The 23,865-nt window shown below is 70.8% G+C and carries 24 protein-coding genes; 19 read left to right on the forward strand and 5 right to left on the reverse strand.

Annotated features, from left to right (window positions below; translation table 11 throughout):
* Positions 1 to 90 precede the first annotated feature (90 nt).
* Positions 91 to 1,278: a M24 family metallopeptidase gene (locus GO488_RS05455; protein ID WP_162316775.1), complete on the forward strand. Its 1,188-nt coding sequence runs from the start codon at positions 91 to 93 to the stop codon at positions 1,276 to 1,278.
* Between the two features lie 29 nt (positions 1,279 to 1,307).
* Here GO488_RS05455 and GO488_RS05460 read toward each other — a convergent pair whose 3' ends face one another.
* Positions 1,308 to 1,673, reverse strand: coding sequence for a DUF7966 family protein (locus tag GO488_RS05460; RefSeq protein WP_162316776.1), 366 nt, complete (start codon positions 1,671 to 1,673; stop codon positions 1,308 to 1,310).
* 88 nt (positions 1,674 to 1,761) lie between these two features.
* On the opposite strand from GO488_RS05460, the gene GO488_RS19835 reads away from it, so the two are divergent.
* From GO488_RS19835 to GO488_RS05520, 12 genes are all read left to right on the forward strand, one after another.
* Positions 1,762 to 2,346, forward strand: coding sequence for a DUF7310 family coiled-coil domain-containing protein (locus GO488_RS19835; RefSeq protein ID WP_194242919.1), 585 nt, complete (start codon positions 1,762 to 1,764; stop codon positions 2,344 to 2,346).
* A complete protein-coding gene (locus tag GO488_RS05470; RefSeq protein ID WP_162316777.1) occupies positions 2,343 to 2,840 on the forward strand; it encodes a DUF7311 family protein in 498 nt (165 codons plus the stop codon). The genes GO488_RS19835 and GO488_RS05470 overlap by 4 nt, the downstream gene beginning before the upstream one ends.
* The gene (locus GO488_RS05475; RefSeq protein ID WP_162316778.1) at positions 2,833 to 4,707 is read left to right on the forward strand and encodes an ATPase, T2SS/T4P/T4SS family; all 1,875 of its coding nucleotides are present in this window, start codon (positions 2,833 to 2,835) and stop codon (positions 4,705 to 4,707) included. The genes GO488_RS05470 and GO488_RS05475 overlap by 8 nt, the downstream gene beginning before the upstream one ends.
* Complete coding sequence (locus GO488_RS05480; RefSeq protein ID WP_162316779.1) at positions 4,704 to 6,401, forward strand: type II secretion system protein; 1,698 nt, start codon at positions 4,704 to 4,706, stop codon at positions 6,399 to 6,401. Before GO488_RS05475 ends, GO488_RS05480 begins: the two co-directional genes overlap by 4 nt.
* Positions 6,402 to 6,439: 38 nt before the next feature.
* Positions 6,440 to 6,907 (forward strand): DUF7283 family protein, encoded by a 468-nt coding sequence (locus GO488_RS05485; protein WP_162316780.1) that lies wholly within the window; start codon positions 6,440 to 6,442, stop codon positions 6,905 to 6,907.
* A complete protein-coding gene (locus GO488_RS05490; RefSeq protein ID WP_162316781.1) occupies positions 6,888 to 7,277 on the forward strand; it encodes a DUF7285 family protein in 390 nt (129 codons plus the stop codon). Before GO488_RS05485 ends, GO488_RS05490 begins: the two co-directional genes overlap by 20 nt.
* A complete protein-coding gene (locus GO488_RS05495; protein WP_162316782.1) occupies positions 7,274 to 8,155 on the forward strand; it encodes a DUF7284 family protein in 882 nt (293 codons plus the stop codon). The genes GO488_RS05490 and GO488_RS05495 overlap by 4 nt, the downstream gene beginning before the upstream one ends.
* Entirely contained in the window at positions 8,152 to 11,196 is a 3,045-nt protein-coding gene (locus GO488_RS05500; RefSeq protein WP_241692896.1) for a DUF7286 family protein, read from the forward strand. The genes GO488_RS05495 and GO488_RS05500 overlap by 4 nt, the downstream gene beginning before the upstream one ends.
* A gap of 60 nt (positions 11,197 to 11,256) precedes the next feature.
* Positions 11,257 to 11,685, forward strand: coding sequence for a DUF5791 family protein (locus GO488_RS05505; RefSeq protein WP_162316784.1), 429 nt, complete (start codon positions 11,257 to 11,259; stop codon positions 11,683 to 11,685).
* Positions 11,686 to 11,687: 2 nt separating this feature from the next.
* Positions 11,688 to 12,572 (forward strand): SDR family oxidoreductase, encoded by an 885-nt coding sequence (locus tag GO488_RS05510; protein ID WP_162316785.1) that lies wholly within the window; start codon positions 11,688 to 11,690, stop codon positions 12,570 to 12,572.
* 43 nt (positions 12,573 to 12,615) lie between these two features.
* A complete protein-coding gene (locus GO488_RS05515) occupies positions 12,616 to 13,815 on the forward strand; it encodes a DHH family phosphoesterase (protein WP_162316786.1) in 1,200 nt (399 codons plus the stop codon).
* A 78-nt stretch (positions 13,816 to 13,893) separates the two neighbouring features.
* The gene (locus GO488_RS05520) at positions 13,894 to 14,979 is read left to right on the forward strand and encodes an aldo/keto reductase (RefSeq protein WP_162316787.1); all 1,086 of its coding nucleotides are present in this window, start codon (positions 13,894 to 13,896) and stop codon (positions 14,977 to 14,979) included.
* A gap of 25 nt (positions 14,980 to 15,004) precedes the next feature.
* On the opposite strand, the gene GO488_RS19620 is transcribed toward GO488_RS05520, so the two are convergent.
* Positions 15,005 to 15,175, reverse strand: coding sequence for an HVO_0758 family zinc finger protein (locus tag GO488_RS19620; RefSeq protein WP_164509620.1), 171 nt, complete (start codon positions 15,173 to 15,175; stop codon positions 15,005 to 15,007).
* Between the two features lie 128 nt (positions 15,176 to 15,303).
* On the opposite strand from GO488_RS19620, the gene GO488_RS05525 reads away from it, so the two are divergent.
* From GO488_RS05525 to GO488_RS05545, 5 genes are all read left to right on the forward strand, one after another.
* On the forward strand, positions 15,304 to 16,428 hold the full coding sequence (locus GO488_RS05525; RefSeq protein ID WP_162317545.1) for an MFS transporter: 1,125 nt from the start codon (positions 15,304 to 15,306) through the stop codon (positions 16,426 to 16,428).
* 211 nt (positions 16,429 to 16,639) lie between these two features.
* Complete coding sequence (locus GO488_RS05530) at positions 16,640 to 17,113, forward strand: DUF7109 family protein (RefSeq protein WP_162316788.1); 474 nt, start codon at positions 16,640 to 16,642, stop codon at positions 17,111 to 17,113.
* Between the two features lie 98 nt (positions 17,114 to 17,211).
* Complete coding sequence (locus GO488_RS05535; RefSeq protein ID WP_162316789.1) at positions 17,212 to 17,832, forward strand: NUDIX hydrolase; 621 nt, start codon at positions 17,212 to 17,214, stop codon at positions 17,830 to 17,832.
* A gap of 75 nt (positions 17,833 to 17,907) precedes the next feature.
* Complete coding sequence (locus GO488_RS05540; RefSeq protein WP_162316790.1) at positions 17,908 to 18,693, forward strand: DUF7388 family protein; 786 nt, start codon at positions 17,908 to 17,910, stop codon at positions 18,691 to 18,693.
* Positions 18,694 to 19,791: an NAD(P)/FAD-dependent oxidoreductase gene (locus tag GO488_RS05545; protein WP_162316791.1), complete on the forward strand. Its 1,098-nt coding sequence runs from the start codon at positions 18,694 to 18,696 to the stop codon at positions 19,789 to 19,791. It abuts the gene before it with no gap.
* A 41-nt stretch (positions 19,792 to 19,832) separates the two neighbouring features.
* Here the strand turns inward: GO488_RS05545 and GO488_RS05550 are convergent, their stop codons facing one another.
* Together GO488_RS05550 and GO488_RS19625 are read right to left on the reverse strand one after the other, a co-directional pair.
* The gene (locus GO488_RS05550) at positions 19,833 to 20,369 is read right to left on the reverse strand and encodes an Hsp20 family protein (RefSeq protein WP_162316792.1); all 537 of its coding nucleotides are present in this window, start codon (positions 20,367 to 20,369) and stop codon (positions 19,833 to 19,835) included.
* Positions 20,366 to 20,524: a DUF7559 family protein gene (locus GO488_RS19625; protein ID WP_164509621.1), complete on the reverse strand. Its 159-nt coding sequence runs from the start codon at positions 20,522 to 20,524 to the stop codon at positions 20,366 to 20,368. Before GO488_RS19625 ends, GO488_RS05550 begins: the two co-directional genes overlap by 4 nt.
* 119 nt (positions 20,525 to 20,643) lie before the next feature.
* Here GO488_RS19625 and GO488_RS05555 point away from each other — a divergent pair, with 119 nt between their 5' ends.
* Positions 20,644 to 22,545 carry an ABC transporter ATP-binding protein gene (locus tag GO488_RS05555; RefSeq protein WP_162316793.1) on the forward strand — a complete coding sequence of 634 codons (1,902 nt, stop codon included), beginning with the start codon at positions 20,644 to 20,646 and terminating at the stop codon, positions 22,543 to 22,545.
* A gap of 37 nt (positions 22,546 to 22,582) precedes the next feature.
* Here the strand turns inward: GO488_RS05555 and GO488_RS05560 are convergent, their stop codons facing one another.
* Positions 22,583 to 23,803, reverse strand: a complete 1,221-nt coding sequence (locus tag GO488_RS05560) for a glycoside hydrolase family 18 protein (RefSeq protein ID WP_162316794.1) — start codon at positions 23,801 to 23,803, stop codon at positions 22,583 to 22,585.
* Positions 23,804 to 23,865: the final 62 nt, after the last annotated feature.

Below are 23,865 nucleotides of genomic sequence, written 5' to 3' on the forward strand. Positions count from 1 at the left end.
GGTGTCGTGACCGCGGTGAAAGTAGTTCGGCGACCGCGCGGCTGCGGGACCGCCGCCGCGCCTATAACGCCCTCCGTCGAAGGCGAGGACATGGCGACACAGCTCCCGGCGTCGGAGTACCGCGGCCGAATCGAGATCTGCCGGCAGTACCTGGCCGAGACGGCCGCCGACGCCGCCGTCTGGTTCGACGCGACGGCCATCGAGTACGTCACGGGGTTCGCACACATCCAGACCGAACGGCCCGTCGCGCTCGCGCTCACGCAGGACCGCATCGAGATCACGGTGCCGCGACTGGAGGTCGAACGCGTCGAGCCCAACGAGCGCATCGACGCCGTCCACCACTACTTCGACTATCCGGGGGGACGACCCGTCGAGACGGCCGCCGAGATGCTCGATACCCTCGGCGTCGAAGGCGTCGTCGCCGATTCGGACGGCGCGCCGGGCGTGATGGGCTACGACGGGCCCGCCCTCTCAGAGTTTGTCGACGTGGAGACCCAGTCGTGGGTCGACCGGATGCGCTGGGAGAAGACCGACGCCGAGATCGACTGCATCCGCGAGTCCGCGCGCTGGGCCAACCTCGGCCACCGCTACCTCGCTGACTACACCGAGGTCGGCGCGCATCCGGCGACGGTCTCTCAGCGGGCCTCCACGGACGCATCTCGGGCGATGCTGGACACGCTCGGCGACAACTACGTCGAGCGAGTCCGTGGGAGCGGCCCGGTCCACGCCGGCTACATCTCCGGCGAGGAGACGGCGCTCCCGCACGGCCACACGCCCAACGAACGGCTCTCGGCGGGCGACGTGCTCGTCACCGGCGCGTCGGCCAACGTCGACGGCTACCATTCGGAACTGGAACGGACGATGTTCGTCGGCGAACCCGACGACGAACAGGTCCACTACTTCGAGTTGATGAAGGAGGCACAGGATGTCGCTATCGACGCACTCGGCCCTGGCGTCGAGATCGCGTACGTGGACGAGCAGGTGCAAGATTTCTTCCGCGAGCAGGGCATCGCTGACCTCGCGCGGCATCACGTCGGACACAACATCGGACTGGACGGACACGAACCGCCGTACATCGACCGCGGCTGGACCGACGCCGACCGCGTCACCGACGAGGACGCGGAGATGCAACCGGGGCAGGTCTACACCATCGAACCGGGCGTCTACACGGAGGACGCCGGCTACCGCCACTCGGACACGATCGCCATCACCGAGGACGGCGTCGAGTGGCTGACGTTCTTCCCCCGCGACATCGAGGGCAACACTATCCGAGCGTAGGCCGAGTCATCGGCCTCCGGCGGTTCCGCTCAACGTTCCTCGGGCCGGTCGTCGGCGACCGACCGAAACCGCTCGAACGCCGTCAGCGCCGCTCGGCCCTCGGTCGCCAGTCCGCTCACCTCGCGTTCGGCCTGTTCGACGGCCGATTCGAGCGCGTCGAGGCCACCGTTCTCCACGAACCGTGCGGCTGCCTCGACATCTTTCGTCGCCGTCACTGCCCGCTCGATGACCGTGCGATAGTCTCGAAACCCCTCCCCACCGTTCGCTCCCACCTCTCGCTCGGAAGTCGCCCGGGCGAGCGAGCGTCGGTCTCCCGCGTCCGACTCGGCCGCCGTCTCACCCTCGCCGTCGGCGAGCGCAGCGAGCGCCGCTTTCACCTGTTCGTCGTCGGTCACGGGCCGTCTGGGTCCGTCATCAGGTAAGAAGGCTCGCACCGCGGCCCGAGGCGAGAGTTCAAATACCAGCGCCGGACCACGCACGGCTATGACCGACGCAGAGACCCTCGAAGAGCGCGTTCGGACCGTCGAGCGCGCCGTCACCGACGGCGACCACGAATTCCCCGAAGCGACCGAGCTCGCCGACCTGCGAGCGCGGGTCGAAGCCCTCGAACAGCGATTCGCGGAACTGGACGACCGAACGAGCGAGCTCGAAGCGGCGACGCAGGCTCTCCGCGGATACGTGGGAAACGTCCGCTCGGTCAACCAGGACGTCGAACGGCGCGCCGACGCCGCGCTCGCTGCCGTCGAAGAGATGGAGCGGCGACTCGATGACCGACAGCCGTCCGCCACCGACAGCGACACCGGGACGGCCGAACAGGGTTCGGTCGCAACCGCGGTTGAGAAGTCAGCCCGAGCCGAGACAGTCGCACCGGCCGACGCGACGCCGCCGACGGAGACTCCAAGGGCAGCCTACAGCGCGGATGGCGCTTCATCAGTTGAGGCCGACGCGCAACGGCGGCGCTCGTCCGGCACCGACGCGGCCGACCTCGCCGCCTCGACCTGCACCGACGATCACGCCGACTCCGAGCGGGACCCCGGCGTCGTCGAACGGATTCGGTCGGTACTGTGATACTCCGGTTCGCTCTCGGCGTCGCGCTCACCGCGGCGCTGCTGACGGTCAGCGCCCCGGCCGTCTCGACGGCGCGGGCCGACGCGGCCGACGCCGCCGTCGAGCGGCAACTGTCGACCCTCGCGGAACGCCTCCGGACGATGGTCGCGACCGACTCCGCGACGCGTGGCCCCGGCGCGCGCCGGGTCGTGACCGTGAACCTTCCCGAGGAGAATCCGACGAGCGCCGCCGTCGCCGGACTCCGCTTTCACACTCGCCGGGGTATCGGCTTCGCCAGTTGGCGAGTCCACGATGCGATGCACACGCGACGCCTCGTCGACGTTCCGATTCGATCCGCCGGCGGACCGCTCTGGCTCGGTGACCCGGGAGACCACCGCCTCGTGTTCGCGCTGGAACTGCGGGACGGACGGCGCGTCGTGACGGTCCGCCGACTGAGCGCCTCGGAAGGCGCAGGCGGTACGGAGAGAAGTGCGGGAGGGCCCGTCGATGCGTAGCTGGTTCACGGCCGATAGTGGCGGCGAAGGTCGCGACTGTCGCTGCTCGGCCGCGTTCGAGGGGGACCGGCTCGCCGTCGCTGCCGACGACTGTTCGGGGAGCGGGCGTCTCGGCGAATCACCTGACTGTCGAGCGACGGTGATAGCGGCGCTCCGCGACGCCGACGTGGACGCCGTCGTCACGACCAGCGACGGCGTGGCACGCGCGTATCTCGACGACTCGGCCGCGCTCCTCGTCGCCGCCGGTCGGTTCGCGGCCCGCGTCGAGCCGATCGACGGCCGGCTGGCGGCGCGGACTCGCCGCGAACCGCTGGCCGCCGCGACGGAAGCGGTCGGTCGCGCCGGCCCGGTCGCGGACCTCGCGGCGGAGACCGGCCTCGCGCTACTCGCCGAGCGAGCGGCGACCGAGAGCGGGCTCGACCCGTACGTCGGACCGACGGTGAGCGACGCCCGCGTCGCCACCGCGCCGCCGGCGAACGCCTCCCTCCGCGACCGGAGAACGGTCGAGACGGGCGCGGTCGTCCGTCGATACGCGTCCCAGAGCGCACTCGACACCTATCACGTCCGACCGCGGGAGCACGAGTTCGACCCCGAAACGACGCGACTGCTCGCCGCCGCCACGGATCGGCTCGCGGCCGCTGCCGGCGAGCGCGTGACGGCGCAGGAAGCGGCCGAGACCGTCGCCGACAGCGGGGCGACGACAGCGGCGGTCGCGGCGGTCCTCCGAAAGCACACTCGGGGACTCGGTATCCTCGAAGACCTGTTCGCCGATCCCCGCGTCTCGGACGTGTTCGTCACCGCGCCCGTCGCCGACACGCGACTGCGCGTCGAAGTCGAGGGCGAGACGATGCGGACGAACGTGCGGCTGACGAACGAAGGGGCGCGGGCGCTCGCGTCGACTTTCCGGCGGACGAGCGGCCGGGCGTTCTCGCGGGCGAGTCCGACGCTGGACGCGACCGCCACCGTCGCCGGGCGACAGGTCCGCGTCGCGGGCGTCGGCGAACCGGTCAGCGACGGGCTGGCGTTCGCCTTCCGCGCACACGACGGGGCTCGCTGGCGGCTGTCGGAGTTCGTCGAGAACGGCACCCTTTCGCCGGGGGTCGCCGGGTTGCTCTCAGTGGCCGTCGAGCGCGGTGCCGCCTGCTTGGTCGCCGGGCCGCGCGGGGCGGGGAAGACGACGACGCTCGGCGCGCTCCTCTGGGAGCTCCCGTCGGCTGTCAGGAGCGTCGTCATCGAGGACACGCCGGAACTCCCGGTCGCCGACTTGCAGAGCGAGGGCCGGGACGTCCAGCCGCTGCGAACCGCGAGCGGCGACGGGCCGTCTATCGACGCCGCCGAGGCGCTTCGGACCGCGCTCCGATTGGGCGACGGCGCGCTCGTCGTCGGCGAAGTGCGCGGCGAGGAAGCGAGCGTCCTCTACGAGGCGATGCGTGTTGGTAGCGGGGACAGCGCGGTGTTGGGAACGATTCACGGTTCCGGGGGTTCGGCCGTCCGCGAGCGCCTCGTCGCGGACCTCGGCGTCCCCGAGAGCGCGTTCGCCGCGACCGACCTCGTCGTGACGCTCGCGCCGCCGACGGCCGAGGCCGGGCGCGGCGTCGCGGCCGTCGAAGAAGTAATCGACCGCGGCGACGGCGTCGGCTTCGAGTCGCTGTTCGAACGCGACGGCGCGGCGGCGACGGCGACCGGCCGACTCGACCGGGGGACGAGCCGTCTCGTCGAATCGCTCTCCCACGCCGGCGAGTCCTACGAGTGCGTACTGGAGACGATTCGGGCGCGAACAGCCCGGTTCGCCGACGGCGTGCCGACACAGACCGACCAGTCGGCAGCGACAGTCGACGCAATCGACACGACCGAGGCTGGACGATGACGGTGCGAGCCACGTTCGAGCGACTGCGACCAGCGTGGGACGACTTTCTCACCGTTCCGACGGAGTACGAGCAAGCGTGCCGATTCCTCGGCGTCGACCGCGACCCGGCACGGCTCCTCGGCGCGAGCTACGCGCTCGCGGGCGGGTTCTGGCTGACTGGACTCGTCGCCCTGTCGGTCGGGACCGGCGGTTTCGCGGTGCTGGGGGGCGGCATGTCCCTCCTCGCGGCGGTCGGCGTCGCGCTCGCGGGGCGCTACGGGGTTCCGCTGGCCGCACGGGCGCGACGCGTCCGAGCGCTCGGGACCGCCCCCTCGCTGGTCGTCACGCTCGTCCTCGGCGTGACGCTGTGGCCCAGCGCGGAGCGGGCGACGGCCTTCGCCACGGCAGCGAGCGACGGATTGCTGGCCGAGCGGCTACAGCGACAGCGGCTTCGGGCGCGCGGGACGCCACGGAGCGGCCTTCGGGCCTTCGCCGAAGCGTGGAGCGACCAGTTTTCGGCGCTCGGGCGAGCGGTGGAGTGCGTCGAACGGGCGGCCGTCGTCCCCGCGGCCGAGCGCGCCGCGGTGCGTTCGACGGCTCGGCGGCACGTCCTCGACGGGACACGCGAGGAGATGGCACGTTTCGCCGCCGACCTCCGCGCGCCGGCGACCGGGCTGTACGCCTTCGGCGTCCTCCTCCCGCTGGCGTTCGTCTCGCTCCTCCCGGCGGCCGCCGCGGCGGGCGTCGCCGTCACGCCGTCGCTGCTCGCCCTGACGTACGGCGTCGGGCTCCCGGGGGGACTGGTCGTCGCCAGCGCGTGGCTACTGGCCCGGCGTCCGGTCGCCTTTCCACCGGCGACCGTGCCCCGGACTCACCCGGACGTCCCGTCGACGCCGACGCCGGCGCTCATCGGCGGCGGCCTCGCGGCCGTCTTCAGCTGGCTGGTCGGGAGTAGCGTCGTTCCGGGATGGGGGCCGCCGATCGCCGCGCTCGGCGCGGGTGCGGGAACGGCGCTCGTCGTCCATTACCGTCCGGTGAGCGCGGTTCGCGAGCGCGTGACGGCCGTCGAGGGGGCCCTGCCGGACGCGCTGTCAGCCATCGGTCGGCGCGTCGACCGCGGGCTGTCCGTGGAGGCGGCGATCGCCGAGACGGCCGACGTGACGGCCGATCCGCTGTCGTCCCTGCTCGATGCGACGCTCGCCCGCCAGCAGCGACTCGGCTGTAGCATCGAGTCGGCGTTCGCCGGGGAGCACGGCACCCTTGACGAGTTGCCGAGTCCGCGACTCCGACAGGCGGCGACGCTGCTGGACGCGGCGGCGGCCGTCGGACCACCGGCGGGCGACAGCATCGCCACGATGGGCGACCACCTCGACGAACTCGCGGCGGTCGAACGGGAGACGCGCCGGGACCTCGCGCAGATCACCGGGACGCTCTCGAACACCGGCGCGCTGTTCGGGCCGCTGATCGGCGGCGCGACGGTGGCGTTGGCGGAGTCGATGCGGAGCGGCGGTCCGATCGAAGCCGTCTCGACCGGGCTGCTCGGCCCGGTCGTCGGCTGGTACTGCCTCGTTCTCGCGGCCGTCCTGACCGCGCTCTCGACGGGACTCCACCGGGGACTGGACCGCGCGCTCGTCGGCTACCGCGTCGGACTGGCGCTCTGTTCGGCGACAGCGGTGTACCTCGTCGCCGTCGTCGCTACCCGCCTACTCGTCTGACCTCGACTTTAAATCGGAGAACGGGACCACCCGGTCACATGTTCGAGACACACGCGGAGACGCTGTTCGTCTGGGTGGCGCTGGCCGCGGTCAGCGTCGCCGTCCTCGGCGTCGTCGTCGGCTTGCCTTCGACGGCACCACCGGACGCCGCCGCGATCGCGGCGACGGTCGACGAGGTCGCGACCAGTCCACCGGGCTCTGTCGCCACTCGGGGCCTGACTGCTACCGAATGGAGGCTGACGAGGCGACAGGTCGGCCTCCGAACGGACGGCGGTACCGCTCACGCGACGTTTCTCAGGCACGCGGTGCCGGCCACCGAAGGGCGGCTCGCGGCCGCGCTCGACGGTCATCGTCCGTCACGGCTGTTCGGGTCACCAGCGAGTTTCCAGCGAGCGATTGAGCGTGCCGAAACCGGGACGGCCGCCGGGGAGTGGCGACCGGCACCCGAGCGAGTGACTGTCAGGCGAGTCGCCTGGGGAGGCGTCGATGTCACGCTCGTCGGCTAGGGGCGCGACCGAACCGCTCGCGGCGCTGATGGCGGTCTTCGCCGTCTCGGCGGGACTGGCGCTGTACGCGGGCGTCCTCGACGACGCGCTGGCGACGACGGGCGGCGAGCGGGACGTCGCGGCCCCGACCGCCGACGCCGTCGAGCGTCGGCTGACGACCGCCGGCGTCGTGGACCCGGCGCGGATCGACGGGGCGCTCGCAGCGGTTCCGACCGGTTACGAGGCAAACGTCACGCTGCGGGCCGAGCGTCGCTGGAGCGTCGGTCCCGCGCCGCCGGCCGACGCCGCCAGCGACTACCGGACGGTGAGCGTCGCTCTCGGCCCGGCGACCGTCCGCCGCGGCACGCTCAGGGTGCGTGTCTGGCGATGAGTCGCGCGACCAGCACCGTCCTCGACGTGACGCTGTTCCTGCTGTTGCTCGGTGCTGCCGCGGCGGCCGTGCTCGGCGGAGCCGCGGACGCCCCGGCGTCGGGGGGCAATCCGGCCGCCGAACAGATCGAGCTGCTCGGCACCAGCACCGCTCACGTCAGCTACGCGTTGGAGCCGCCCGGGTCGCCGCCGGACTGGACGGCGAACGCGACGGCGCGCCACCGGCGAACCGCTCACGGCACCGTCGCACAGCTGCTCGCCGACGCTGCGATGAGCGGCGTCACGGTCGAGGGGAGACGGCTATCGACGGCCGGAACCGACTTCGAGCGGGCGGTCGCCGAGACGACGCGGTCACGCCTCAGCGAACGACGCGAGCCGGGCCGAATCAGCGCGGTCCGCGTCCGCTGGGAACCGTACCGCGGCGCGCCAGTTTCCGCGGCGACGCGGATCGGCGAGCGGCCGCCCCCTGCAGCCGACGTGCGAGCCGCGACGCTGACAGTATCGAGTCCGATGCCCGATGTGCGCGAGCGTGCGACCCGCGCCGCCCGGACGCGAGGGTTTCGCGGGACCGCCGCCGTCGTCGCCCGCGCCGTCGTCGACGGCCTGTTTCCGCCATCGCAGGCCCAACTGGCGCTGCGCGGCGACTATCCCGCCGATACGCTGATGGCGACTCGATATCGACGGACGGCCGCGCTCGCTGACGGCGGACGGCTGCCCGTGCGGACGGAGAACACGACGCGACTCAACGACCGGCTGACGGTGTCGCTCACCGATACGTTCGAACGGGACATGCGCGCCCGGTTCGATTCACCGCGGACCGCGGCCGGGACCGTCGAGACCGGCACCGTCCGAATCACGGTCAGGACGTGGTCGCCGTGAGAGACGACACGCGAGGCCGCGTTCCCTTCGCGCTCCTGGGCGTCCTCCTGCTCGTGAGCAGCCTCACGCTCGCGCCGACGCTCACCCCCGACCCGGTGCCGAGCGACACCGCCGTCGAGCGCACGCTCGACCGGGCGTCCGCGGGGACGCAGACGGCGATGCGGGACGGCGTGGCGACCGCCGGTCGCCGAGCGGCCGCGAGTCCGGTACTCGAACCGGCCGACACGCCCGCCGGCCGAGCGCTGAACGACAGTCAGCCGTTCCGTGACGCGTTGCGGCTGAGAGTGTATCTGCGGGTCCGCGACCACCTCCGGCGCGTCGAGGCGAGGAGCGAGGGCGTCGAAGCCACGGCGAGCCTCCCGGCCATCGAGACGACCGAGGGCTATCGAAACGCTATCGACCGGGTCACCGTCGAGCGCGCGGGGGAGAACGGGACGGCGCTGCGAGCGACCGTCGAGAACGTCACGCTGACCGCCCGGCGCGGCGACCGAGTCCTGACGCGTCGGGACATCTCTCCGACGGTGACGGTCGCGACGCCGGTGTTGCTGCTCCACGACCAAATGGCGACCTACGAGACGCGACTGCACGCGCCGATAGAGCAGCCGGGGCTGAGTCAGCGTCTGACCGCGCGGCTGTACCCGATGGTGTGGGCGCGCGGCTACGCCCAGTTCGGCGGCGTGCCGATCGAGAACGTCCTCGCCAACCGGCACGTCAGCCTCGCGGCCAACGGCGCGCTGCTGGGCGTCCAGCGGTCGACGTTCGGCCGGAGCGACCCGAACGGCCGCCAGGCGCTCACCGAGGCGACGGCGATGACCGGCGTCGAGGATCTGGTCACGGGGAGCAACGACACCGCCTTCGCGAGCGAACTGCTCGGGCGGGCGTCCTATCGGCCAGTCGGCGAGGATATCAGCACCGGTGGGGTCGCCGACGAGTATCCGCGAGCCAACGAGACGATGCGAGTCGGTGTCAACGAAACCGCCGACGCCGCCTTCCGAACGGTCGCCGCACCGAACGCGCTCGACGAGACGACGGCCGACGCCTACACCGTCGAGGTCCGACTGGTCGCCGACAGTCGCCACGTCAGCGGCGGCCGACCCGACCGACCCGACCCGCCGGGGGAGAACTGGACGCTCGTCGCCGAGGAGACGAGCGAGACGACCCGGGCGATTGACGAGGCAGAAGCGACTCCCGGTGTGCCCGACGGCTGGCACGAACTGCGTAGTTTCGGCCGCATCGTCGCCGTCGAGTACACCCGCGTCGCGGTCTGGGAGTCCGTGGACGGGAACGAGAGCCGCCGAAGGCAGACGATAGCGAGCCGAACGGAGCGACGACGCGTGAGCGTCACCATCGTCGGCCGTCACGAGGGCGAGTCGGCCGCGCCGGACCGCCCGATCACGACGGCCCACGATTCCGACGGAAGCCCGGTCGACGGTCCGAATCTGGCCGACGTCGCGGGACGAGCGGAGCGGGGACTCGTCGACCGGGCCGGCGGTCGCGACGCCGTCACCGAGCGCGCCGCGGACGGTCGCCTCCGGACGCGAGTCGTCCCCGTGACGGCCGAACGACCCGCCGAACTGCGAGCGTGGGTGTACCGCGACCTGCGGCGACTCCGCGAGCGAGTTCGGGCGATAAACGCGAGCGTCGAGCGCGGGGCCGTCGGCACCTTCGAGACGAACCCGGCGCGCCGCCTACAACGGCGTCTCGCCGAGCGACGCGCGGCCCTGGTGGACGCCCCGGCCACCTACGACAGCGCCGCCCAGAAGGCCCGCGTCGCGGCCCGCATCGCGTATCTCGACGCCGTCGAGGAGCGGCTCGCGGCCCGAGCGAACGGGCGAGCGACGGCCGGGTCGAGGGTCGAGTCCCAGTTGCAGGAACGCACCGGCGGCTCGCTGCGCGATCTCCGTCGGAGCCTGACCGCCCGCGAGACGCAGGTGCCGCGGGCGCGGCCCGTCCCCACAGGTCCCGCCGGCCCGGTTCGGACGCGGGTCGACGCGCGCCCGCAGTATCTCACGCTGGCGTCGCTCGACGAGTCGCGACACCCGGCGGTAGACGGGAGCGAACACCCCCTCGTGGCCCGCAACGTCAACGTCTTCACCGTGCCCTACGGCGACGCCGCCGACGCCGTGACGACGGGCGCGACGGCGTCCGCGGACCGGACGCGGCTCTCGACGGCGGCGACGGCGCTGGCGGCGGCGAACGCGACGGCCGCGAACGTGACCACGGAGGCCGCCGAAAACGAGAGCCTAAACGAGCACCGAGCGTCCCTGAACGACCGCGTTCGGGACGCGAACGACGGCGTGGCCGCCGAGCTCCGGGCGACGGTGCGCGAGGAGACGGGCGCAGACGCCCGGACGAGTCGGCGGATCGTGACGGCGGGACTGCACCGCTGGAACTCCGCCCACGCGCGCGGGCTGGCGCTGGCGGACGGTCGGGCGGCGAAGCGCGTCGCCGCGGTCGCCGCCGAGCGGCGGGACCTCTCGGCGGTCGAGCGCGACTGGCTCCGGGTTCGGTTGTCGGGGACGGTGAACGACGCGCTGAAACGGCCCATCGCGCGACCCCGAGAGCCGGTGGTGAACCGGACCGCCGCAGCCACGAGAACGGTGGCGCGCGAAGCGCTTCACGCCGCCGTCGCCAACGCGACTGAACACCGGGCGAAGCAACTGGCGAAGAAACGGTTCGGCAGGCGGGTCCTGCCCGCGGGACTACCGATCGCACCGTGGCTCGGTCCCGTCTCGTGGTACGCGACGACGAACCTCTGGTGGGTCACCGTCGAGGGCGAGTACGCCCGCTTCGCGGTCACCGCGAACCACGGGACACCGACGACGCCGGGCGCGACCACGACCTACGTCCGCGACGACGCGACCGCCCGGCTCGACGTGGACGACGACGGCGAGGACGAGGTGCTCGGACACAACGAGCGGCTCCGGTTCCGCGTGGAGACGGGCGTCGTAGTCGTCGTCGGCCCGAAACCGCGCGGCGTCGGCGACAGGGACGGGCAGACCGTCGAGACGTCGGCCGGGTGGCCGAACGCCGGAAAGTGAAGCGACCGGTGGTATTCGGAGAGTGACACCGACAAGTACCCCCCGGCCGTACCGACGCCCATGCTCAGAGCGGAGTTCCCCGATGCCGGCGAGCGGTCGCCCGAGGAATTACTCGCGGCCTACGAGTCGATGCTCGCGGCCACGGTCGAATCGGTCGGCGTCGAGAGAGTCGCCGAAGAGACTGACCTGGACGAGACGACGGTGCAACGCGTCGCGGACGGCGACGCCGCCGACCTCCCCCTAGAGGAGGCCGCCGCGATCCTCGGGACCGACCCCGAGTATCCCGACGCCGACGCCGTGCAGGCGGAGGCACAGGACATCCTCCTCATGGGGATGACGACGGCCGTGATGGACGTCGAATCGCTGGCCTCGGGCATCGACGACGAGATGGAACCCAAGGAGATCCAACAGAAGATAGAGGGTCGGTACCCGATGACGCTCGCCGAGTACGCCGTGCTTCACAGCTACATCGAGGGCGAACAGCGGTAACCATGCGGGTCGCCATCCTCGGCTGTGGCTACGTCGGGCTGGAACTGGGCAGACAGCTGCGGGCCGACCACGACGTCGTCGGCGTCCGGCGCTCGGAGGACGGCGTCGCGGCGATCGAGGACGCCGGCTTCGACGCGGTGCAGGCCGACGTGACCGACGCCGACGCGCTGTCGGCCGTCCCGGACGCCGACTGGGTGGTCTTCGCGGCCAGTTCCGGCGGCCGTGGTGCCGAGGCCGCCCGCGAGGTGTACGTCGAGGGCCTGCGGACGGCCGTCGACCACTTCTGGTCGCGCGACGACCCACCTGAGCGGCTCGTCTACACCTCCAGTACGGGCGTCTACGGCGACCACGGCGGCGACTGGGTGGACGAGGAGACGCCGCTTGCCCCGCAGACCGAGAAGACCGAGGTGCTGGCCGAGGCCGAGCGAATCGCCCGCGAACGCCTCGTCGAACGTGGCGGCCACGGCACCGTTGCCCGTTTCGCGGGGCTGTACGGCCCCGACCGGTACCGACTGGACCGATATCTGGAGGGACCGGTCACCGCGGGCTATCTCAATATGGTTCACCGGGACGACGCCGCCGGCGCGGTGCGGTTCCTGCTGGAAGGGGACCACCGAGAGGAAGTCGTGCTGGTCGTGGACGACGAACCGGTCGAGAAGTGGGCCTTCGCCGACTGGCTCGCGGAGCAGTGTGACGTGGCGTTCCCGGAGAAACGGACCAAAGACGAGCGGCTGGCCGAGGGCGACCTCTCGGAGACGGCGAGTCGGCGCGTCCGGACGAGCAAGCGCTGTTCGAACGAACTCCTCCGCTCGCTCGGCTACGACTTCCGCTATCCGACGTTTCGAGAGGGTTACTGGCCCGCGATCGAGGCGTATCTGGCAGCCTAAAGCCGGGGGAACCTTCTTATCGCATCCGGAACCATCTACCTACATGTTACTGGTGGCCGCCGGAGACCTGGCCGCGCTGGCGGAGGGGGCAGCCGCGTACGCCAGCGACAATCCGTTACAGGTCGCCGGGATCGTCGTCGCGCTCCTCGTCGTCGTCGGCGCGGTGGCGTTCGGGTACCGGTATCTCACGCGGACACCGGCCGAGCGACTCCAGTCGGTCCTGTCGGGATACGAGGAGATCGCGGTTCTGATGCATCCGAATCCCGACCCGGACGCGATGTCGTCGGCGCTGGCGGTCCGACAGCTCGCGTCGGCGGTGGACACGAACGCGGCGCTCTACTACCCCGGCGAGATCCGGCGACCGGAGAACCGCGCGTTCGAGACGGTACTCGACCTCGATTTCGACCGGGTCGAGACGGTCGAAGACATCGACCAACACGACGTCGTGCTGGTCGATCACAACGAACCGCGGGGGTTCCCGGGGGCCGGCGACGTCGATCCGGTCGCCGTCGTCGATCACCATCCCGGCGGCGGGACAGGCGAGCGGTTCACCGACGTTCGAACCGACGCCGGGGCCTGTGCGACTATTTTCGCGGACTACTTCGAATCGCTGAGCTGGACCTTCTACGACGTCGACACGGCGCTCACCGACGGCGGCGTCGACACGGCCGGCGTGCCGGACCACGCCGTCCCGAGCCACGTCGCGACCGGGATGGTGTACGGCATCCAGTCGGACACCCGGTCGCTGACGAACGGCTGTTCCGCCTCGGATTTCGCCGCCGCGGCGTACCTCTACGAGGGGATGGACGGCGACCTGCTGAACCGCATCGCCAACCCGCAGATAGACGCCGAAGTGTTGGACGTGAAGGCCCGAGCGATCACCTCCCGCGTGGTCCGAGCGCCGTTCGCGTACAGCGACGTCGGCGAGGTGTCGAACACCGACGCCATTCCGCAGGCCGCCGACGAACTGGAGCGGTTAGAGGGCGTCTCGGCCGTCGTGGTCGTCGGCGAGAGCAAGGGAACGCTCCGCATCGCCGGCCGCTCGCGCGACGACCGGGTCCACATCGGGCGGGCCATCGAGGCCGCCGTCGAGAACATCCCGATGGCCGAGGGCGGCGGCCACGCGCGGATGGGCGGCGGACAGATCCCAGTCGAGTATCTGGAGGGACTCGGCCCGAGCGACGGCGTCTCTCGGAGCGAGCTACAGAAGCGCGTCTTCGACTCGATGTCCGGCGAGCGCTGAGCGCGGTGAGCTAAGTCCGGCGGTCGGTCGTCCCGTCTGAATCTCGCTCCTTTTGTCTCGTCGTCTCGAAACGGTGGTATGGCAACACGCGAGGGGACCTGGGCGTACCGGGACGACCACGACGAGTTCGCCCGCACCTTCTATCGGCGCTTCGGGGACGGAGTCGTCTCCAGCATCGGCGTCGGCACGTATCTGGGCGACCCGACCGACGAGCGAGACGACGCCTATCACGACGCCATCGTGACCGCGCTGGAGTCAGGGGTCAACGTCGTCGACACCGCGATCAACTACCGCCACCAGCGCTCCGAACGCGTCGTCGGTCGAGCGCTCTCCGACGCCGACGTGGACCGGGAGAGCGTCGTCGTCGCCACCAAGGGCGGGTTCGTCCCGTTCGACGGCGAGCGGCCCGACGACCCCGGCGCGTTCGTCGGGTCGGAGTATCTCGACACTGGAATCGTCGAGCGCGAGGACCTCGTCAGCGGACAGCACTGCATCGCGCCGGACTTCATCGACGACCAACTGGACCGCTCGCTGGACAACCTCGGCGTGGATACCGTCGACCTCTACTACGTCCACAACCCCGAGACGCAACTGGCCGAGAACAGCCGCGAGGACGTGTACGATCAGTTAGAAGCGGCGTTCGAACGGCTGGAGGAGCGGGCGGCCGAGGGCGACTTGAACCACTACGGCGTGGCGACGTGGGAGGCCTTCCGCGTCCCGCAGTCCCACGACAGCTACCTCTCGCTGCCCGAAATCGCCGAGCGCGCCAGAGCGGCGGCGAAGACGGTCGGCAACACGGCGACGCACTTCCGGGCGATCCAGTGCCCGTTCAACGTGTTCATGGCCGACGCCTTCAGCGTCGAGGCACACGAGGGGGCCGACGGTGCCCAATCGGCGCTGTGGTTCGCACAGGACGCCGGCCTGAACGTGTTCACGAGCGCCTCGATCATGCAGGGCCGACTCGCGAAGGAGATGCCGGAGAACGTCGAGGCGAGACTCGACGGCGAGTCCCGCGCCCAGCGTGCACTCAACTTCGCGCGGAGCGCCCCCGGCGTGACCTGCTCGCTGGTCGGGACGAGCAGCGTCGAACACGCGAGAGAGAACGTCGACGCCGGCCGGTACGAACCGCTCGGCGCGGACGCCTTCGACGCCGTCTTCGAGTGAAGATCGCCGCTCGTAGAGCCAACTCTTAGCCCAGCTCCTTCCACTCGGAACCGCAGTCGGGACAGACGCGCACCTTGCCAACCTCCGCGGGGTCGTTGTCCGTCGCCAGCGACTCCTCGCAGGTGGTACAGGAGAGTCGCCCGTAGCTGTCTTTCTCGATGTCGCCGGCCCGCAGTCCCTTCCTGACCGAGTCCATGTCCCCCTCTGTGACACCCGCGGGTAAAAAGACCGCGACGTTTCGGAACCTTGTTCGGGGCTTAGCGACGAACCGCGTACGTGTCTCGGCGAACAGTGTTCGGCTCGCTGCTCGGGTTCGTCTTCCTCATGAACCTCTCCCGGGTGGTGTTCGCGCCGCTCATCGAGCCCATCCGAGCGGCGACCGGTGCCAGCGACGCCACGCTGGGGCTGCTGGCGACGCTCGTCTGGGCCGGCAGCGCGGTCCCGCGGCTCCCGACGGGGTACCTGCTGACGCGGCTGACGCGAGCGCAGGTCATCTTCGGGTCCGGCGTCCTGCTGACCGGGGGGACGGCGTTCGTCGCGCTGAACACCGACCCGACGCTGCTGCTCGTCGGCGGGTTCGTGATGGGGGCCGCCAGCGGCGTCTACCTCATCGCGGCCAACACGCTCGTCAGCGAACTCTTCCCCGCCGCGCCGGGGCGGGCGCTCGGCGGCCACGGCGTCGCCAGCCAGATCGCCGCCGTTGCCGCCCCCACGCTGGTCTCGGCTGCGCTCGTCGTCGGCGACTGGCAGACCACCTTGCGGGCGATCGCCGTCGCCGCCGCGGTGACGACCGTCGTCTTCACGCTCGTGGCCCGACGGACCGACTTCCCCGAGGCCGGAACCGCCGACCGCGACCTCCTCGCGGCGGTGCGCTCGCAGTGGCGCATCGTCCTCACCGCCGTCGTCACCGTCGGCCTGACCTCGATGGTGTGGAACGGCCTGTTCAACTTCTACGTCACATACCTCACGACCGTCGGTTTCACCGAGGCGACGGGCCGGACGCTGTTGCAGGTCACCTTCGGCGCGGGCGTCCCGGCCTTCTACGTCAGCGGCCGCCTCTCGGACCGCCTGCCCGCGGTCCCGTACATGCTCGTCATCCTCGGGATCTTCGCCGGCTGCGTCCTCCTCCTGCCGACGCTCGGCGGCTTCTGGCCGCTCGCGGCGCTCGGCGCGGTCATGGGGTACACCATCCACAGCATCTTCCCCGCGGTCGACACCTACCTGCTCGGGTCCCTCCCCGACCGTCACCGAGCCAGCGCCTACGCCGCCTACGGGGCCGGGATGATGCTGCTACAGGCCCCCGGGAGCGTCGTCGTCGGCGGTCTGCGCGGCATGCAGGTCCCCTTCCCGGCTATCTTCGAGGGGCTCGGTGCCGGGCTGGTCGCGCTCCTGTTCGTCTTGCTGATGCTCCACCTCGACGGCCGACTGCCCGAGACCGCCGAAGCGTGACTAGAGACCGGTGAAAAGGGGCTGAGTACGACGATAACGGCCGGAACGCCCCGCTAAGATCAGTCGATCGTGTGTTATTGCAGGAAGAACGTGGATTCAGAACAGCCAGAAAGCCCCCGGCCCCTTTCTGGCTCTTCAGAGATCAACCTGCTACTCCGGCGACCAGTCCTAGTCCGGAAACGCTGAAGCACCTCCGGACCGCCCGTCCGATATGGACCTGACAGGAGACGACTTCGCCGGCGTCGTCGACGTCTTCGGCGCGCTCACCCGAGCGGAACTCGGGGAGGCCTGCGTCGAACTCGCGTTCAAGCGCGGCGAGGACGCCGAGGCGGCGGCGTTCGACGACGGCATCGACGACGCGCTGGCGGGCTACCACCTCGTTCGCGTCGCCGACCACGGCGCGGACGCCGACGACCCGCTCTTGGTCGTCGGACCGGCGGCGTTCCCGCGGCTACCCGAGGGCGCGGAGGACCTCCCGCACATCATGGACGTGCCCGACCGGATCATCTCGGACGAGGCGGTCGCGAGGGCCGCCGAGGAGCGCTTCCGCGAGGACGCGGTCGTCGCGGTCGAAGCCGGCGACGACGACCGCATCGCCGACCTGCTGGACGTGAGCTACGACCTCGAAGCGTGGGGGCCGGTCGAGCTGGGCGAGGCCCGCACCCGTCTCGACGACGCCGGATAGGTGACAGACGGCACCGCGAGGGCCGTTCGGCCAGCCGGCTGACCGCCGGAGGGCGGCGAACCCACCCGAGTTAAGGACGTCGGTCCCGTGGCTCCCGTATGGACTTCGACCGGCTGGCCGCCCACGACCCCGTCGAGGTTACCGACGAGCAGCGCGAGGCGGCCGTCGTCGTCCCGGTCGTCAGCCGGTCGGACGGCGAGGGGATCCTCTTCACCAAGCGCGCCGATCACCTGCAGGACCATCCCGGTCAGATGTCGTTTCCCGGCGGCGGATGGGAACCCGAAGACGACGACCTGCTGGACACCGCGCTGCGGGAGGCCAACGAGGAGATCGGCTTAGACCCGCAGGCGGCCCACGTCGTCGGCCGCTTGGACGACATCCGGACGATAACGCACTACTCCGTCCGGCCGTTCGTCGCGCGCATCCCCGACCGGGAGTACCTCCCCGGCGACGGGGAAGTCGCGGAGATCGTCGTGCTCCCGCTCTCGGAACTGACGGACCTGGACAACTACGAGTCCGAACACCGCGACCACCCCCACTACGGCGAGATCCGGCTCCACTTCTTCTACGTGAACGGCTACACGGTCTGGGGAGCGACGGCGCGGATGTTCGTCCAGTTGCTCGAACTGGCGACCGACTGGGAGATGCCGCCGGAGCCCGACCGCTACGCCGGTCCCGACGACGACCTCCCGGAGAGCGTCCGCGACGAAGTGAGCTGAGCGCGGGCCGAGAACGAGACGGGAGCGAACCGAGAACGACAGGGCTTTGCGCTCCGAGACGAAGGCACACAACCGATGACAGCGCTCTCGACCGTGACGCTCGCCGACGCGGGGATCGACGCAGTCGCGCTCAAGCCCGCCGAGGTCGACCCGCGAGCGGCCGCCGACCTCGCCGTCGAGACGCTGGCCGTGGACTACGAGGGTCGGGCGCACGTCCCCGACCGAGAGACCCTCTCGGCGCTCGCCGAGGACGCGACGGTTCGCGTGACGACGCCGGTCCGGGCCGACGGCTACGACCCGCTGGGCGACGACAGCGCGCTCGCCGCGCTGCCGGACGCCGTCGAGCGAATTCTGGTGGCCGGCCACAGCGCCTATCTCACCGACGCGGAGGCCGAGCGAGCGGTCGCGCCGCGACTCCGGGCGGCCGCGGCCGACGCCGCCGATCCGTGGGTCGGCACCGAGGGCGTCGAGCGCCTCGCGCTGGCCGTCGGCGGCACGCAGTACGAACTGCTCTCGCGCTCGACCGAACGCGACGTTCGGGCGCTCCGGGCGGCCGGGTTCGACGGCGGCGTCGCGGTGTACGCGCCGTTCGTCCTCGCCGGCGACCCCGACGTCGTCCTCGACGCCGCGGGAGCCTACGCCGCCCGCCGCCGTCCCGTCCGTCGGGCGCTGCCGGACGGCGCGCCGACCGACAGCGCCGCGACCGGCCGAGCGCGCGAGGTGCTCGAAGCGGGGGTCCGGGACTACGCGCTGGTCGGCGCGCCCGAGGCCGTCGCCGACCGGACCGACCGACTCCGCGAGGCCGGAGTCGACACCGTCGTCGGCTACCCGGCCCGCGGGCTGGGGCCGCTGCTCGGGTAGATGCGCGTCGCCGTCGCCGGGGGAGGCGCGGTCGGACTCGTCGCCGCCGGCGACCTCGCGGACCGAGGCGTCGATGTGACGCTCTACGAACGCGACGAACTGGGCAGCGGCGCGACCGGTCGAGCCGCGGGCATCTGCTACGACGCCTTCGCCGGGAAACTGGACGCCGCAGTCGCCGACCGCGCGCTCGCCCGGTATCGCGAGTGGGGACTGCTGGAGCCGTGTCCATACGTCTGGGCGGCCCGCGAGCGCGGCGACGAGACGGCCATCCGGGGGCAGGTCGAAGAGATGCGGGCGCACGGCAGAGCGGTCGAGCGAATTTCCCCGGCGGAACTCGGCGATCGGTATCCGACGTTGCGAACCGAGGGCATCGAGGCGGCCGGCATCGCCACCGCCGCCGGAGTGCTCGACCCCGACGCCGTCGTTACCCGACTGGTCGAGCGCGCGAGAGCGCGCGGCGTCACGGTCGAGATGACCGCGCCCGTCTCGTTAGCCGAACCCACCACCGTCGAGACATCGTCCGGTAAGCGGGACTTCGACGCCGTCGTCGCGGCCGCCGGGCCGGCGACGAAACCGCTGGTCGCCGACGCGGGCGTCTCGCTCGCGCTGAAAGCCTACCGGACGCAGGCGCTCGTCACCGACCCCTTCGAGGGGGCGCTGCCCTCGTTCTACGACGCGACCGCGGAGTTCTACTGGCGGCCGCACGGTGACGCCCTGCTCGTCGGCGGCGGGGCGCACGCGGCCGACCCGGCCGACTGGGATGCCGAGGCTGACCCGGCGTTCGTCGAATCCATCCTCGAAGACGTGCGAGCGGCGACGACGCTCGATCCGACTGCCGACCGGGCGTGGGCGGGCCTGTGTACGGCGACGCCGGACCGCGACCCGCTGGTCGGCCGCGTCGCCGACGGCCTCTGGGTGGCGACCGGCTGGCAGGGCCACGGGCTGATGCGGGCACCGGCGATGGGGGAGTTCGTCGCCGAGCGAGTCTGCGGAACGTCACCCCGGATAGACGCGGCGCTCTCCGACCGCTTCGATCCGACGCGCTTCGACGGCGACGAGCAGTTCGACCCGCTCGGCGACCCGACCGCCGACTGGTGACGTGTGCGTCGTAAAACAGCGTAGACACAACGGGAACCCGGCTACCGTTCGGTGTCGTCGGCGTCGGGGTCGCGTTCCTCGAAGTCGTCGGTCTCCGCATCGTAGTCGGAGACGTCGTACTCCTCGGTCTCCGCGTCCGGTTCGTCCGCGTCGGCGGCGTCGCCGACGGTCGATTCCACGTCGATCTCCTCGCCCGCATCGGTCCCCGCGACCTTGGGGATGCGGACCTGTAGCGTGCCGTTGTCCTTGAGCGTCGCCGACGCTTCGGCGGCGTCGACCGCGGCGTCCGCCGGCAGCGTCACGGAGCCGTCGAGCGCCAGGCCGCGGCCGGGATAGCGCATCTCGAAGCCCTCGTGGAAGTCCCGGAAGCGGTCCACGCGGACCTCGACGCGGTCCTCGACGTAGCGGACCTGCAGGTCGCTGGCGGTCGCCCCGGGCGCGTCGAAGACGACGAGGTAGGCGTCGTCGGACTCCAAGAGGTCCGCCGGCAGCGGTTTCTTCTCCTGGACGCGACCCGCCGCCCGACCGAGGTTCTCGAAGATCTTGTTGCTGACCGACTCGCCGACGTCCCGGATCATAGCTCGACGGCCTCCAGACAGTCGGTGCCGCCGCAGTACGGACAGGAGAAGTCGGCGACGCCGACGTCCTCGGGCATGTCGTACGTGTAGTGTAGCTCGAACATATCGAGCGTACAGTCGTCGTCGGTGCAGACGACCTCCAGGGTGGCTGGCATACCCTCTCGTTGGCCCGTGAGAGACAAACCGCTTTCGGAGACGGTACTGCTCCGAGGCGGGTCGCGGCCGCGCGTAGTTCGAGCCCGGCATATTTCAGTACAGAGCCGATAGACGGTCCATGACCGACGAGCACGGCGGGTTCGAGGGGGTACGTGAGAACGTCGACGGCCACCCGATGGTGAACCTCGTCTCCTATGCGACGCCGTACTGGGTCCGTCTCCTCGTCGGGATCCTCGCGGCCTTCCTGACACGCTTCGCGCGACTCGTCCCGCCCATCGTCGTCGCCGCCGCCATCGACCGTGTCGTCCTCAACAGCGGCGAGCCGGGGCTGCTCTCGGCCGCGGGACTGCTCCCGACGACCGCCATCGCCGGCGAGGCGGCGAAACTCGCCTTCCTCCGCCGACTGGTCGTCATCGCCGCTCTCGCGTACCTGCTCCGCTCGGTGACCCGGTTCGTCTCGCGCTACCTGCTCCAGTCGAGCGCGCAGAAGATACAGCGCGACCTCCGGAACGACACCTACGACCACCTCCAGCACCTCTCGATGGACTTCTTCACGAACCACCAGACCGGCGGGATGATGTCCATCCTCAACAGCGACATCAACCGGCTGGAGTCGTTTCTCAACACCGAGTTCCGCCAGTTGATCCGCGTGGTCGCCACCGTCGGCGGCATCGCCGCCGTCCTGTACTGGCACTCGCCGACGCTGGCGCTCATCGCGCTCGCACCGGTCCCGATAATCGGGATCGCCAGCGGCTACTTCCTCTCGTGGATAGAGCCCCGTTACCGCTCGATCCGACGAACCGTCTCGCGGCTCAACACCCGGCTGGAGAACAACCTGAGCGGCGCACCGGTCATCAAGGCCTTCGACCGCTACGAGTTCGAGAACGAGCGCGTGACGGCCCAGAGCCAGACCTACCACGACGAGAAGGTGGCGGCGCTCCGCATCCGTCGGGCCTTCTTCGCCGGGTTGCGGCTCCTGACCGGGGTCGTCTTCGTCGCGATCCTCTACGTCGCCGGGCGGGACTTCGTCACCAGCCCCGACGGCGCGGCGGCGCTGCAGACGGGGACGTTCGCGCTCTTCTTCCTCTACCTGCGCCGCCTCTACTCGCCGATGCGCCGGGTCGGGAAGTCCGCGAACAAGTACCAGCTCGCCAAGTCCAGCGCCGAGCGCGTCTTCGGCCTGCTGGGACGGGAGCCGACGATCACCGATTCGGCGGACCCGTACGCGCCCGACGACGTGGACGGGTCGGTCTCCTTCGAGGACGTGACCTTCGGATACGAGGCGGACCGCCCGGTCCTGCGGGACGTCTCGCTGGACGTGCCCGCCGGGGCCACGGTGGGACTCGCCGGACCGACCGGCGCGGGGAAGTCCACGCTGCTGAAACTCGTCCCAAGATTCCACGACGTCGACTCGGGCGCGGTTCGCGTGGACGGCGTCGACGTCCGCGAGTACGGATTACAGGCGCTCCGAGAGGAGGTCGCCGTCGTCGAGCAACAGCCCTACCTCTTCTCGGGGACCGTCGCCGAGAACGTGGCCTACGGCGACCGGGATGTGCTCGACGGGGAACGCGAGGGGAGCGAGGCGGCCCGCGAACGGGTCCTCGAGGCCGCCCGCGCCGCACAGGCCGACGAGTTCATCGCGGCGCTGCCCGAGGGCTACGACACGCAGATCGGCGAACGCGGCGTCAAGCTCTCGGGCGGGCAGCGCCAGCGCGTCGCCATCGCCCGAGCGTTGCTGAACGACCCCGAGGTGATCATCTTCGACGAGGCGACCAGCGACGTGGACACGGAGACCGAAGAGCGCATCCAGGCGAGCATCGAGCGCCTGGTCGAGGACCGAACGGCCTTCGTCATCGCCCATCGCCTGTCGACGATCCAAGACGCCGACCGCATCGTCGTCATGGACGACGGCGAGGTCGTCGAGCGCGGGAGCCACGACGACCTGCTCGCATCGGAGGGCGACTACGCCGACCTCTGGCGGGCCCAGGCCGACGAGGGGCCGCTCGAAGCGGACGACTAGGGAGTGCTGTTCCCTGCCGGCCCGCGAACTGGCTCGCTCACTCGGCCAGCGCACTGGTGGCGCTGTCCAGAAGCACCCGGTCCCTGTCGCCGTTGAAGTCCCACATAGTCATTCCGCCGAACCCCTCGTCGGCCACGTAGCGGGCCTTCTCGGCGACGGAGCGCTCGTCGTCGTAGGTGAGGAACACGCCGTCGACCGCCGAGTAGCGGAACGGCGCGGCCGCGTCGCCGTGCCAGTGGGACTCGTAGCCCTCTTCGGGGGTGAAGTTCGCTTCGATGTCCCAGTAGTCGTAGGCCCCCTCACCTTCCCCGGGATAGGTTCCCGGCGGCGTCCCCTCGAACGGCTGGTCGAACCCCTGGTTTTGGGCACTGACGCCGCTGAACGCGCGACCGTAGGCGGCGAATCCGAGGCTCAGCTTGCTCGAGTCGATGGGCTGTCGCTTCCAGGTAGTCATGGCGTTGGCGACGTAGAACGGATTGTCCGGCACTGAGTCCGGAAACGGGTTGTAGAGCGGCGCGGTGAACCCGGTCAGTTCGTCCCACGGGCCGGCGTAGTCGTAGGCCATCACGTTGACCCGGTCGACGAGGTCCGCGAACTCGCCGACGTCCAAGTTCTCGGTGAACTGGGGGTTGATAGACGCCGAGATGCTGAGCTCGTACTCCTTGTCGTCCTCGCCGCCGGCGGCGTCGAGCTGCCGGCGCACCTCCGACAGGAGGAGCGTAAAGCGGCTCACATCGCCCTCTCGGGTGAAGGCGTTCGGGTTCCCGCCGCTCGGGTACTGCCAGTCGAGGTCCAGCCCGTCGAAGTCGTACTCCCGGAGGAATGCGACGGCGGTGCGGGCGAAGCGGGCGCGTCGCGTCCCGTCGAGCGCCGCGTTCGAGTAGTACTCCGAAGCGAAGAACCCGCCGACAGAGAGGAGCATCTTCGTGTCGGGATGGGCCCGCTTTCGCTCTCGAAACGCCGTCAGGTTCCGCGTGTCGCCGTAGCGGTCGGCGTAGTCGACGCTTCCGTCTTCGGTGATCGTCAGGTAGGCGTACTGCAGGTGGGTGATCCGGTCGAGCGGGACGTCGCCCGGTAGATATCCGCGCTCGTAGCGGGACCACGACGGGTAGATACCGACCATCGTCTTGGGTTCGGGCGACGCGTTCGCGCCGTCGGACGGCCCGCGGAGCCACCCGGTCGCCCAACCGAGCGCCCCCGCCGCAGTCGTCACCCCGAGCAACCCCAAGAAGCCCCTTCGAGAGAGTGTCTTATTCATAAGATACATAATATGTACGCAAATCTAGGACATATCTGTTTTGTCTGGTGTGGTAACCGTAC

The organism is Haloarcula limicola (assembly GCF_010119205.1).
Lineage (GTDB): Archaea > Halobacteriota > Halobacteria > Halobacteriales > Haloarculaceae > Haloarcula > Haloarcula limicola.

Bases quoted from the DNA above. Each gene is read 5' to 3' on its own strand.
- GO488_RS05455 (WP_162316775.1), top strand. From the start codon at position 91: ATGGCGACACAGCTCCCGGCGTCGGAGTACCGCGGCCGAATCGAGATC.
- GO488_RS19835 (WP_194242919.1), top strand. From the start codon at position 1,762: ATGACCGACGCAGAGACCCTCGAAGAGCGCGTTCGGACCGTCGAGCGC.
- GO488_RS05475 (WP_162316778.1), top strand. From the start codon at position 2,833: ATGCGTAGCTGGTTCACGGCCGATAGTGGCGGCGAAGGTCGCGACTGT.
- GO488_RS05480 (WP_162316779.1), top strand. From the start codon at position 4,704: ATGACGGTGCGAGCCACGTTCGAGCGACTGCGACCAGCGTGGGACGAC.
- GO488_RS05485 (WP_162316780.1), top strand. From the start codon at position 6,440: ATGTTCGAGACACACGCGGAGACGCTGTTCGTCTGGGTGGCGCTGGCC.
- GO488_RS05490 (WP_162316781.1), top strand. From the start codon at position 6,888: ATGTCACGCTCGTCGGCTAGGGGCGCGACCGAACCGCTCGCGGCGCTG.
- GO488_RS05495 (WP_162316782.1), top strand. From the start codon at position 7,274: ATGAGTCGCGCGACCAGCACCGTCCTCGACGTGACGCTGTTCCTGCTG.
- GO488_RS05505 (WP_162316784.1), top strand. From the start codon at position 11,257: ATGCTCAGAGCGGAGTTCCCCGATGCCGGCGAGCGGTCGCCCGAGGAA.
- GO488_RS05510 (WP_162316785.1), top strand. From the start codon at position 11,688: ATGCGGGTCGCCATCCTCGGCTGTGGCTACGTCGGGCTGGAACTGGGC.
- GO488_RS05515 (WP_162316786.1), top strand. From the start codon at position 12,616: ATGTTACTGGTGGCCGCCGGAGACCTGGCCGCGCTGGCGGAGGGGGCA.
- GO488_RS05520 (WP_162316787.1), top strand. From the start codon at position 13,894: ATGGCAACACGCGAGGGGACCTGGGCGTACCGGGACGACCACGACGAG.
- GO488_RS19620 (WP_164509620.1), bottom strand. From the start codon at position 15,175: ATGGACTCGGTCAGGAAGGGACTGCGGGCCGGCGACATCGAGAAAGAC.
- GO488_RS05525 (WP_162317545.1), top strand. From the start codon at position 15,304: ATGAACCTCTCCCGGGTGGTGTTCGCGCCGCTCATCGAGCCCATCCGA.
- GO488_RS05530 (WP_162316788.1), top strand. From the start codon at position 16,640: ATGGACCTGACAGGAGACGACTTCGCCGGCGTCGTCGACGTCTTCGGC.
- GO488_RS05535 (WP_162316789.1), top strand. From the start codon at position 17,212: ATGGACTTCGACCGGCTGGCCGCCCACGACCCCGTCGAGGTTACCGAC.
- GO488_RS05540 (WP_162316790.1), top strand. From the start codon at position 17,908: ATGACAGCGCTCTCGACCGTGACGCTCGCCGACGCGGGGATCGACGCA.
- GO488_RS05545 (WP_162316791.1), top strand. From the start codon at position 18,694: ATGCGCGTCGCCGTCGCCGGGGGAGGCGCGGTCGGACTCGTCGCCGCC.
- GO488_RS05550 (WP_162316792.1), bottom strand. From the start codon at position 20,369: ATGATCCGGGACGTCGGCGAGTCGGTCAGCAACAAGATCTTCGAGAAC.
- GO488_RS19625 (WP_164509621.1), bottom strand. From the start codon at position 20,524: ATGCCAGCCACCCTGGAGGTCGTCTGCACCGACGACGACTGTACGCTC.
- GO488_RS05555 (WP_162316793.1), top strand. From the start codon at position 20,644: ATGACCGACGAGCACGGCGGGTTCGAGGGGGTACGTGAGAACGTCGAC.
- GO488_RS05560 (WP_162316794.1), bottom strand. From the start codon at position 23,803: ATGAATAAGACACTCTCTCGAAGGGGCTTCTTGGGGTTGCTCGGGGTG.